Here is a 12,026-nt window from a genome sequence, read left to right on the forward strand (position 1 = left end):
AAAATGATTCTCCTCATTTACCTCTCCTCCATAAAAAAAGCCTAAAAAAGCAGAAAAAGCTCTACTTTTTTAGGCGTCATTGCCGTATTCATACGCACACATCGTTGTGTGCTTCTTTTCACCAGTGTAATCGCTTCTCTCAAGTTTGTCAAAATAAATCTTGCTCTATAATAACGAAAAACAATGAAAAATACATCATATCATGTACATAAATTTAAAGTTAACTTCTAATTTACGATAAAAAAACATTATTTTGAAGTTAACTTCAAATTTGTTGAAAATAATGATTTTTTTGAAGTTAACTTCAAAAATGGTATACTTACACCAACAATAGGATATTGGAGGAGGGATAACTTTGTTTCAACGACCTGATTATTTAAATCAATTGATCGATTTACAGAACACTGATTTCATCAAAATCATTACTGGCGTTAGACGGTCTGGTAAATCTGTGTTACTTATGCTCTACCAACGCTATTTATTGGAACAGGGTGTGGAACCAAATCATATTATTTATATCAATTTTGAATCATTCAATTATCAAGTAGTCACAGATGCAGAGAAATTTAGGGACGTGTTAGCACCATTGATTCCTCAAGATGAAGAAAAAGTATATTTTTTATTCGATGAGATCCAGCTTGTCGATGGATGGCAACGGGTCGTTAATGGCATAAAAACTAGCTTTAATTGCGAGTTAGTCATCACTGGTTCAAATGCGAATATGTTATCTGGAGAACTTGCTACATTACTTAGTGGCCGTTACATCGAGATTCCTATATATCCCTTATCCTTCGATGAGTTTTTAACTGTTAAGGACATTGCAAAAGACTCTCGGTTTGTTGATCAAGCTTATCAAGAATATGAAAAATACGGAGGTTTCCCCAGTGTAGTCTTGGCAGATGAAAGAATCAAAGATACGATTTTATCAGGGATCTTTGATACGATCGTCCTGAATGATGTTGCCTTGCGTGCCGGTGTAAAAGATGCAACAGTGTTAAAAGCACTGATTCGTTTTTTATCAGACAATGTTGGACAACTCGTCAATGCGTCAAGAATTGCGAACACATTAAAAAGTGAAGGAATCACAACAAGCACGCATACCATCAATCGCTACTTAGATCTATTAGAACATGGTTATCTCTTTTATCGCGCGCAACAGTATGATATTAGAGGCCGAGAATATTTAAGAACGAATGGAAAATATTTCATTATCGATTCTGGACTTCGCAGAAATGCGGTAGGAAGAAAAGACGGTAATTATATTAATCGTCTAGAAAATATTGTTTACGTCGAGTTGCTAAGACGAGGTTATTTAGTAGATGTTGGCCGTCTGGACAATCAGGAAATCGATTTTGTTGCAAAAAAACTAGATGAAACACTCTATATCCAAGTGACTTATGAGCTTCCCAACAATAATCGTGAAACTGACAATTTACTTCACATCAAAGATAATCATAAAAAGATAGTGATTACCGGTAAATATTATGAGATCAATCAAGTAGATGGTATTCCCATTCAATACATCGTGGATTGGTTACTTGATAAATAAATGCTTTTCAAGTAAGTGATAACTGGTTCAATCCGATTCTCACCTACTCTTATCCTGTAACTGTATATTTGAAACTAAAAAGAAAAACATATTAAAATCTGTACACTAGAACAACCGATTGGATGCTTCTAGGTACAGATTTTAATATGTTTATTCAGCTATTCTTTGTCTTGATAGGAAGCTTACTCTGCAAATAAAATGGTTGCTGGATCAATCAATTGCGCTTGTGCTAAGCTGTTATCACGACTGATCTCAAAATGCAGATGACTGCCTGTACTATTTCCGGTAGAACCGACAAACCCAATGATTTGCCCTTGTTCAACTTCATCGCCAACTTTCACGATGTATTCTTGTTGATGAGCATAAAGTGCTGTCGTACCATCTTCATGTTCAATTGCTACATAGTTCCCCCATGAAGGATGGAATTCTGCTTTGATCACAGTACCTGCTTTACTAGCATAGATTGGCTCCCCTTGAGGTGCCGCAAAATCTAATCCACGGTGGAATTCACCGCCACGAGGACCAAATGGGCTAGAAATCGTATAATTTCTTAATGGCACGATATATCCTTCTTTGTTCACTTCAGGTCCGGCAACTTCTTTGTCATATTGTTCTAAATCATAAGTTTCGATCAGACCATTTAGTTTTTCGTTATATCTTGTATCTGTTGCGTAACGACCTGTTAAAAATTCTGTTGCTTCTTTATAAGTTTCTGCATTGGATTTCCAAGCACCTGAATAGAACTCACTATTTCCAGTCAAGCCTTCAGTCATTAATTTAGCATAGTCTTCAAGACTTTCTTCATAGTTGGCATATTTTCTGAATGTTGCTTGGATCGTATACAATGTACCATCACCAGCATCTTCTTGTGTGGCAAAAGTCACACCATTGCCCTCGTGTGTACCTTTGATCCCAAAAAGATTGTAGTTAGGGGCTTGCGCCAACTGGCTTTGTCCACTAGCTGATTCTAAAATCGCTTGGGCGATCATCACTGATGCGTATAAATCATGTTCTTGCCCGATTTCTCGAGAAGATTCACCGATTTTGCGAATGAAGCTCTCAACTGATTCATCTTTTTCAAAATGGATCGATCCTTCATCCGTTTCTTGACTTGATGGTACAAGATCTTGGATCGGTGTAGTTGCAGAAGGTTGACGTACCTCTTGAGCAACTGGCGCTGCAGGAGCAGGCGTTGGTGCCACAGGTGCAGCTGGTGGTGTCACTGGTTGTGTCGGCTGACTCGGCTGTGGTGTAGTTGGTTGTGTTTCTCCAGTAGAACCGCCAGTTGATGGTGGCGTTGGTTTTTGTGGCTGACTCGGCTGTGTTGGCTCTGTCGGCTTCGTCGGTTCTGTTGGTTCTGTCGGCTCCGTTGGTTTTGTTTCCTCCGGTGTGCTTGGCTCTGTCGGTTCTGAAGTATCAGGTGTAGTTGGTTCACTTGAATCACCAGTAGACGGTGGCGTTGATTCTTCTGTACCATCTGTTGTTGTATCTGTTGTGTTATCTTCACCTGTGGTATCAGACGAATCCGTCGTTGTTTCTGTTTGGGCTTCCGCTGTTACTGGTTGGTCCGCAGAAAAAACTTGTTCATCTGCTAATACTTGTAAAGGCGTAGTTAGTAACATTTGTGAAAGAAATACAAATGAAACTAATTTATACGTAGACTTTTTTTTCAATTTTCTTACATCCTTTTCTTTAGTTATTTTTAAGATACATGTTAGTTATGAATTTTTTGTTAAAAAAATAATAATTTTTATAAAGTAATAACAATTATTTATCTCATATTTATGCTTCGTTCCACTACTAATAACAAACGTTAAGTGAAAATATCTAGCGAACACTGAGATCATACGACAGACTTTTACTTTATTATAATTCATTTTAACAGGAATAAGAAGGATTAAGCAGTCCATATTTTTTCATATTTTAGTGCAAATTTTGAACTTGACATTACTATTTCACCCTTTTTTTTAACAGAGTAGCATCGAACAATCTATAAAAAATAGTCCTCCAAATATTGCTATTCACTTATTTGGAGGACGGTTTCTGCTAAATTTGCTATCGAAAAAAGATAGAGTAACCAATCATCTGAATTAAGGTTGCTACAAATTAAAGACAGTTCAGTTATTCAGTTTTTTACGTTCTGACGAATCATTGTTTTCTTTTCTTGACTGCCACGACCATTACGATTACTACGAGGATACCACCTAGAGCAATCAGCGTATAAGAGATTTCTTCGCCTGTTTTAGGAAGAAATGACTTTCTTGCTTCCTTTTCCTTTGGAGCAGGTTTTCTAGGCTCTGGTCGGTTAGGCACTTCTTTTCCTGGTACAACTGGTACGTCTGGCTTATTCGGTTGATCTGGGTCTTCAGGAACCACTGGTACTTCCGGTTTATCGGGTGGTGTCACATGGTCATCCACTGTAGCAATATTCAAGATTTCTTTTCCTGATACAGCTTCTTCATTCACTTTCACTTTAAAAATGATCGAGCGGACTTTTGTATCATTGATTTTGCCATATTCGGCAGTGATCGTACCATCTTTGTAAGTTAAATTTGTCGGCTGTGGTTCGTCGCCTTCACTTGTCAAGCTACCTTCAATATACGTCAGACCTTTCGGTAACTTGTCGGTGACAGTCACTTGATTCAACACACCGTTTTCTACCGTATTGTGGAAACTGATACGGTACTCGATTGTTTCACCGATTTTTACTGTTTTCTGATTAACAGTTTTCTCACTTACCAGTTTACCATCTGGAACTTTTGGTTGATCTGGGTCTTCAGGAACCACTGGTACTTCTGGTTCGTCTGGCGGTGTCACATGATCATCCACTGTAGCAATGTTCATGATTTCTTTTCCTGATACGGCGTCTTTGTTCACTTTCACTTTAAAGATGATTGAGCGAGATTTTGTATCATTGATCTTGCCATATTCGGCAGTGATCGTACCATCTTTGTAGGTTAGACTTGTTGGTTCCGGTTGGTCTCCCTCGCTTGTCAGACTACCTTCGACATAGGTTAAGCCTTTAGGCAAGTTATCCGTCACTGTCACTTGGTTCAAGACACCATTCGTCACTTTATTGCGGAAAGTAATTCGGTATTCGAGTTCCTCACCGACTTTTGTTTTTTGCTTATTGACCGTTTTTGTACTTTCTAATTTTCCCGGTGTTTCTTCTGGGATCACGGGTACTTCTGGTTCATCTGGCGGATTGATATGATCATCGATGGTGGCTTTATTGACGATCGTTTCGCCGACTGTTGCTTCTTCGTTGACTTTCACTTTAAAGATAATTGAACGCACTTTTGTATCATTGATCTTGCCATATTCGGCAGTGATCGTACCATCTTTGTAGGTTAGACTTGTTGGTTCCGGTTGGTCTCCCTCGCTTGTCAGACTACCTTCGACATAGGTTAAGCCTTTAGGCAAGTTATCCGTCACTGTCACTTGGTTCAAGACACCATTCGTCACTTTATTGCGGAAAGTAATTCGGTATTCGAGTTCCTCACCGACTTTTGTTTTTTGCTTATTGACCGTTTTTGTACTTTCTAATGTTCCTGGTGTTTCTTCTGGGATCACGGGTACTTCTGGTTCGTCTGGCGGATTGATATGGTCATCGATGTTCGCTTTATTGACGATCGTTTCGCCGACTTTTGCTTCTTCGTTGACTTTGACTTTAAAGACAATCGAGCGTAATTTTGTGTCGCTGATCTTACCATATTCAGCGGTGATCGTACCATCTTTGTAGTCTAAACTTGTCGGTTGTGGGTCGTCGCCTTCGCTTTTCAGACTACCTTCCACATACGTCAAGCCTTTAGGCAAGTTATCCGTTACTGTCACTTGGTTCAAGACACCATTCGTCACTTTATTACGGAACGTGATACGGTATTCAATTTCTTCCCCAAGTTTTGGTGATTGATGATTCACTGTTTTCGTTGTTTCCAGTTCGCCCGGTGTTTCTTCTGGAGTTACTGGAATTTCTGGTTCATCTGGCGGATTGATATGATCATCGATGGTTGCTTTATTGACAATCGTTTCTCCGACTTTTGCTTCTTCGTTGACTTTGACTTTAAAGATGATCGAACGGACTTTTGTATCATTGATCTTGCCATATTCAGCGGTGATCGTACCGTCGTTGTAGTCTAAACTTGTCGGTTGGGGATCGTCACCTTCACTCGTCAAGCTACCTTCGACATAGGTTAAGCCTCTAGGCAAGTTATCCGTTACTGTCGCTTGGTTCAAGACACCATTTGTCACTTTATTACGGAACGTGATACGGTATTCAATTTCTTCCCCAAGTTTCGGTGATTGGTTATTCACTGTTTTCGTTGTTTCTAGTTCGCCCGGTGTTTCTTCTGGAGTTACTGGAATCTCTGGTTCATCTGGCGGATTGATATGATCATCGATGGTGGCTTTATTGACGATCGTTTCGCCGACTTTTGCTTCTTCGTTGACTTTCACTTTAAAGATAACTGAACGCACTTTCGTATCGGCAATCCCTGTGTATTCGGCAACCATTTTGCCATTTTCCATAGTCAAGCTTGTTGGCTGTGGGTCATCCCCTTCACTCATCAAGCTACCTTCCACATACGTCAAGCCTTTTGGTAAGTTATCCGTCACTGTCACTTGTTTTAAGACACCATTTGTGACTTTGTTGCGGAAACTGATACGGTATTCGATTTCTTCGCCCAGCTTCGGTGATTGATCATTTACTACTTTTGTACTTTCTAATACACCAGGTGTTTCCACTGGTGTCACTGGTGTTTCTGGTTCGTCTGGCGGATTCGTGCCATCATCAATGGTTGCTTTATTGACGATCGTTTCACCTGTTTTTGCTTCTTCATTGACTTTCACTTTAAAGACGATCGAGCGGACTTTTGTATCATTGATCTTGCCATATTCTGCGAGGATCGTTCCATCTTTTGCTGTCAGATTTATTGGCTGTGGATCGTCCCCTTCGCTTGTCAAACTACCCTCCACATAAGTTAAACCTTTAGGCAACTTGTCAGTTACTGTCACTTGATTTAATACGCCATTAGTAACTTTATTGCGGAAGTTGATACGATACTCGATTTCTTCACCGATTTTTGGTGATTGATGATTGACTGATTTTGTACTTTCTAGCTCTCCCGGTGTTTCCACTGGGGTCACTGGTGTTTCTGGTTCGTCCGGCGGATTGATATGGTCATCGATGGTTGCTTTATTGATAATCTGCTCACCCACTTTCGCTTCTTCATTGACTTTGACTCTAAAGACAAGCGAACGCACAGACGTATCGGTGATATTACGATATTCAGCAGTTATTTTTCCATTTTCTATGCCTAAGCTAGTTGGTTGCGGATCAGCGCCTTCATTCGTCAAACTGCCTTCGACATACGTCAAGCCTTTAGGCAACGTATCAGTAATCGTTACTTGGTCGATGACTCCATTGGTGACTTTATTACGGAAGCTGATACGGTATTCGATTTCGTCACCGATTTTTGGTGATTGATGGTTAACTGTTTTCGTTACTTCTAATTGCCCAGGTGTCACTACTGGTGTGACTGGCGTTTCTGGTTCGTCAGGTGGGTTCGTGCCATCGTCGATTGTTGCTTTATTGACTATTGTTTCACCCGCTTTTGCTTCTTGGTTGACGGTTACTTTAAAGACAATCGAACGAGTACTGGTATCAGTGATTGCGCCATACTCGGCAGTCAACTTTCCATTTTCCATTATTAATTTGGTCGGTTGTGGCTCGTTTCCTTCACTTGTTAAGCTACCTTCGACATACGTCAACCCTTTAGGCAAGTTGTCCGTCACTGTTACTTGTTTCAAAACACCATTTTGGATCTTATTGCGGAACATGATGCGGTACTCGATCTCATCCCCAATTTTTGGTGATTGATTGTTGACCGTTTTCGTACTTTCTAACTCTCCTGGTGTCTCTTCAGGTGTGACAGGTATTTCCGGTTCATCTGGTGGGTTCGTGCCATCATCGATCGTTGCTTTATTGATGATTTGTTCACCAACTTTTGCTTCTTCATTCACTTTTACTTTGAACATGATCGTACGGGATTTCGTATCAGAAATCGTCCCATACTCGGCTGTCAATTTCCCATTTTCCATCACTAACTTCGTCGGTTGGGGATCGTCGCCTTCGCTGGTCAAACTATCTTCCACATACGTCAAGCCCTTAGGCAAGTTGTCGGTGACCGTTACTTTTTTCAAGACACCATTTTGGATCTTGTTACGGAACGTGATCCGGTATTCGATTTCATCACCGATTCTTGGTGATTGATGATTCACTGTTTTTGTACTTTCTAATACTCCTGGTGTTTCTTCTGGTGTCACTGGTGTTTCCGGTTCATCTGGCGGATTCGTCCCATCATCGATGGTCGCTTTATTGACAATCGTTTCGCCGACCTTCGCTTCTTCATTGACTTTCACTTTAAACACGATCGTGCGAGTTTTCGTATCACTGATCTTGCCATATTCAGCGGTGATCGTATCGTCTTTGTAACTTAGATTGGTCGGTTGGGGATCATCCCCTTCGCTGCTCAAACTACCTTCCACATAGGTCAAACCTTTTGGCAAGGTATCTTTGATCATTACTTGTTTCAAGACACCCTTTGTGATCTTATTGCGGAAAGTGATACGATATTCGATCTCGTCTCCTAGTTTCGGTGACTGATCATTCACAGACTTATTGCTTTCCAATACTCCTGGTGTTTCTACAGGTGTTACAGGAACTTCTGGTTCAATTGGCGGATTTACGCCATCGTCGACGATTGCTTGATTGATGATCGCTTGTCCTGCAACGGCGTCTTCATTGACACGGACTTTAAAAGTGATCGATCGTGTCGCTGTATCAGTGATTTTTGGATATACAGCCGTTACTTTTCCATTCACTACAGTCATTGACGTTGGTTTAGGATCATTGCCACTACTTGCGATACTATTTTCGACATACGTCAAGCCTTTAGGCAAGCTATCCGTGATCGTCACTTGATTCAGTACACCATTTTCTACCGTATTGTTAAAGTTGATCGTATAGTCGATTTCCTCACCGATTTTAGGCGATTGGTTATTGACCGTTTTCGTGCTTTCAATCTTTCCTGCTAACTCTTCTTTTTCTACTTTTACTTCAACCACATTCGATTGATTTTCAAGTGCTGTGTTAGTTGCTACATCTGTCCCTTGAACAGTTGCACGATTGGGGATCAATTGCTCGGCTATGGCTGTACCATTGATTTTCGCTTGGAATTCATACACTGTTTCAGCCGTCGTTCCTTTATAACTGCCTCCTGTTGTAGCATTTGCACCTTCACCGACACGAACCGTCATCGTCCGGTTAGCTGCTGTGTATTCTGCTTGATCATCGCCAGAAGCATCAGTTTTTTTCCCAGCATTGGGACCACTCACAACTGATAAAGAGCCAGGAACATAATCCAAACGGCTATCTAAAACATCCTTAGACAACGTATTCACGGCTTCTGAATTTTCTTTTGTATTTTTCACATGCACCCGATAGGTGACTGTCTCTCCGATCTTGTACGTCTCTTTAGGATTCACGATTTCTTTATTGATCTCTAGCTCAGGAATCTCAGCATTCACAGAGAAACCGACAGCATTCGTGGAGAAGTCATCCCCCACACTAGTCGTTCGGAAACTGATTTGATTTTGGCCATTTTTGATCAGTCCTTCGGGTATAGAAAGACGATCGATATCGATATCTAAAAAGTTCGGATGTCCTGGATTGAATTGACCGGGATACTTGTCAACCATATGCTTATCATTATCCGACACTGTGGCATTCATGACATTTCCTACTGGATTGATTGTGTTGATGATATTGATATAGTCACCTGCGCTGTTTTTGATTTGCGCATTGTCACCAGTAAAAAATTTATCCCCTTGTACAGTGAACCAGGTGACAATAGGGTCTAGTTTTCCTTGTTTGGCTGTAATAAAGTCTTTCATGACAAACTCATTATTGGTATTCGCTTTATTTCCTCTAGCACCGTAGTATACATTGAATGCTCGAGAATGTTTTGCTTGATCTTTTGTTACGACGAATAGACTCCAACCACTGAAATTGTAGTATTGAGATTTCTGGTTTAGGGCTTTTGTCATAGGGATATCAGCTAAGGTATAGCCACCAGTTCCACTGCCATCGCCTTGAATAATCGATGTGACATCTGCATAATTCGAAAAGCCTGTATTGTTATAGCCAAAGTATTGTCCAGGATCAGTTTTATCTTGGTCAATTCGATGATAATACTGTGGGGCAACTCTTTGTGATGTGCCATTTGGCGTAGTAAATTTGACTGGGGCACTGATTTCTTCATCCGAAAGATTGGTGCCAAATGCAGGGCCTTTATAACGAGAAGAACTCCAAAATAACCCCGCCCAAGCAATCTCTTTCGCACCATCTAGATCAATATATGCGCGACTAGAATTATAAGTTGTCGGGTCGCCATCTACATCAGCAAATTCTAAAACAAAGTTATTGATCGCATAGCCGCTGCTAGGCGCTTTAGTATTCAAAAAAATATTAGCCCGATACTCTTTTTCATCAAGTATTTTTAGATTAGTATTTCCTGTAGAAAAAAGCTCGCCTTTGTGCACGCTATTATAGATTGGTTTATCAAAGCCTCGTCCTGGTGTTGGCGCAATTCTAGGGCCTTGAGGCATAGCTGCCTGAGGTAATCCAGGATCGAGGTCCTCTGCTTCTTCACTTGTTGACTGTGATTCTTCTGTTTGTGTTTCTTCTGTTTGCACAGTCGATTCTCTTTCTGCCGTTGTTTCTTTGGTTGGCTCTTTGATTGGTTGACTGGGTATCGATGATTCTTGTTGTGCGGTAGATTCTTGTATAGGTGATGAGGTAGTGCTAGTTGGTGCAAGTTCTTTTTTGGGAAAGTTGAGCTTGAGCTCACCTAATTTGTTTTCTGATTCTTTGATCACAACTGCTAATTGATCCACGGATCGATTCGTTTGTTCCCCGGTGATGGAAAGTTTTCTTGTTTCATTTGGTTGAAGGCTAGCAATCCGTAATTGGGTTCCTTCTGCTTTTTCCATCTTTTCAAACGAAACGATTGGATCGGTTGATTCGACTAACTTCTGATTATTTTTTAGTGTTTGCTCATCAAATTTAACAGGTGTATCGTTTTCATTTTTTTGATGGATGATCAACTGATTGATGGGTGCCTCACTTTTGTTCGTCACTTCATACGTCACATCCACTAATTGCTGGTTCTCCGTATTCGCTTCAGCATCTGCTTTGATCGATAAACTTTGAGAGTCGAATACATTCTCATTCGGTGGTGCCACCCCTTCTGCAAACACACTCGTAACAGGCAACAGATTCGCTACCAACAACATAACAACAGCTAAATAATTGAATGGAACTCTATACACTTTTTTCATTTTTAAAATAACCTCCTTCACCCCACTATATAATCGTTGTTTAAATAACACAAAGAAAACGGGTTTGTAGATGAGTGTTTTCTCATATATAAAATCACACACCATATATATACGCCTATAACACGAATATTTTAGTGAAAAAAAGAAGGAGATTAACGACTAATATGCTATTTTATTATCTTAAAAAAGAACTTTCTTCCTATATATATGTATAAAAAAACTACAAATCAAACTGCCTATTAAGCGAATCATTTCTCATTGATACCAATTTTTTTAGTAAAAGAAAGTGTGCAATGATTTACGTAAAGAAAGAAAATGTCAGAAATTCCTAATTATAAACCAGCCTAAAAAGCCATATAAAAAGGAATGAATCAATAATCCATTCTATTTCAACGATGAAACCTTATTTCCAAACACCTTATAATGTTATCAACAAAATGATTGGTTGTTATGTTACATTAAATTCACCTTTAGCAAATTGTTGATTTTAAACAGAACGAATAATCTGTCTAATTCAAGCAACCATGTAAGTTATTAATAGTTTTACTCTCTAGAAATCTCGCTCTCTTTGTATTACTATTCAAAAATCAGATATAATCATAAAATAAAGGGATAAAAAAACAAAAATATACATTTTTAAAAACTTTTTATAATAACAAAGCAAAAACAAAAATAAGTGAAAATGTCTAGTCATTAGATAACAATTTATAATTAAAAAAGAAATAGCTCCTTTTTTCTAATCGTTTATTAATTATATAAATGTTAGGTTTTAATCCGATGAACGTTATGTCTTATCGTTTCATACTTACTTGTCTTTGTGTACATCAATAAACATATCAAGTCAGTATAAATTTTCATACTCAACAGCTATCTCCAATCCGCTGGCTATACGATATCAGATGACATTAGTATCATTTTCTTTGACGAAACAGAATTCACACGCATGGTAATCCCACGATTGACCAACGTTGCCAACAACTTGGAATTCATGAGCCAACTCGCCATCCGAACCTTGTTACATCGTATCAATCACCCAGACGAGCCGATCATCCATCAATAGATCGTACCGGAGTTGAAT

The 12,026-nt window shown here is 39.5% G+C and carries 4 protein-coding genes; 2 read left to right on the forward strand and 2 right to left on the reverse strand.

Translation table 11 applies throughout. The features are described 5' to 3' along the window. Positions 1 to 355: 355 nt before the first annotated feature. Positions 356 to 1,549 carry an ATP-binding protein gene (locus IGJ14_RS10860; RefSeq protein WP_065096402.1) on the forward strand — a complete coding sequence of 398 codons (1,194 nt, stop codon included), beginning with the start codon at positions 356 to 358 and terminating at the stop codon, positions 1,547 to 1,549. Positions 1,550 to 1,731: 182 nt separating this feature from the next. Here the strand turns inward: IGJ14_RS10860 and IGJ14_RS10865 are convergent, their stop codons facing one another. Both IGJ14_RS10865 and IGJ14_RS10870 read right to left on the reverse strand, forming a co-directional pair. Continuing rightward, entirely contained in the window at positions 1,732 to 3,222 is a 1,491-nt protein-coding gene (locus tag IGJ14_RS10865) for a peptidoglycan DD-metalloendopeptidase family protein (protein ID WP_195273272.1), read from the reverse strand. A gap of 475 nt (positions 3,223 to 3,697) precedes the next feature. Then, positions 3,698 to 10,948, reverse strand: a complete 7,251-nt coding sequence (locus tag IGJ14_RS10870) for an isopeptide-forming domain-containing fimbrial protein (protein WP_430607770.1) — start codon at positions 10,946 to 10,948, stop codon at positions 3,698 to 3,700. A gap of 856 nt (positions 10,949 to 11,804) precedes the next feature. On the opposite strand from IGJ14_RS10870, the gene IGJ14_RS10875 reads away from it, so the two are divergent. After that, on the forward strand, positions 11,805 to 12,008 hold the full coding sequence (locus IGJ14_RS10875) for a substrate-binding domain-containing protein (RefSeq protein ID WP_324249545.1): 204 nt from the start codon (positions 11,805 to 11,807) through the stop codon (positions 12,006 to 12,008). The last annotated feature ends 18 nt before the right edge of the window (positions 12,009 to 12,026 follow it).

The sequence above is a fragment of the Enterococcus sp. DIV1304_2 genome (assembly GCF_050555445.1).
Classification (GTDB): Bacteria; Bacillota; Bacilli; order Lactobacillales; family Enterococcaceae; genus Enterococcus_B; species Enterococcus_B pernyi.

What these genes read in the sequence shown, in the direction of transcription:
- IGJ14_RS10870 (WP_430607770.1), bottom strand. Translation starts at nt 10,948, where the DNA reads ATGAAAAAAGTGTATAGAGTTCCATTCAATTATTTAGCTGTTGTTATG.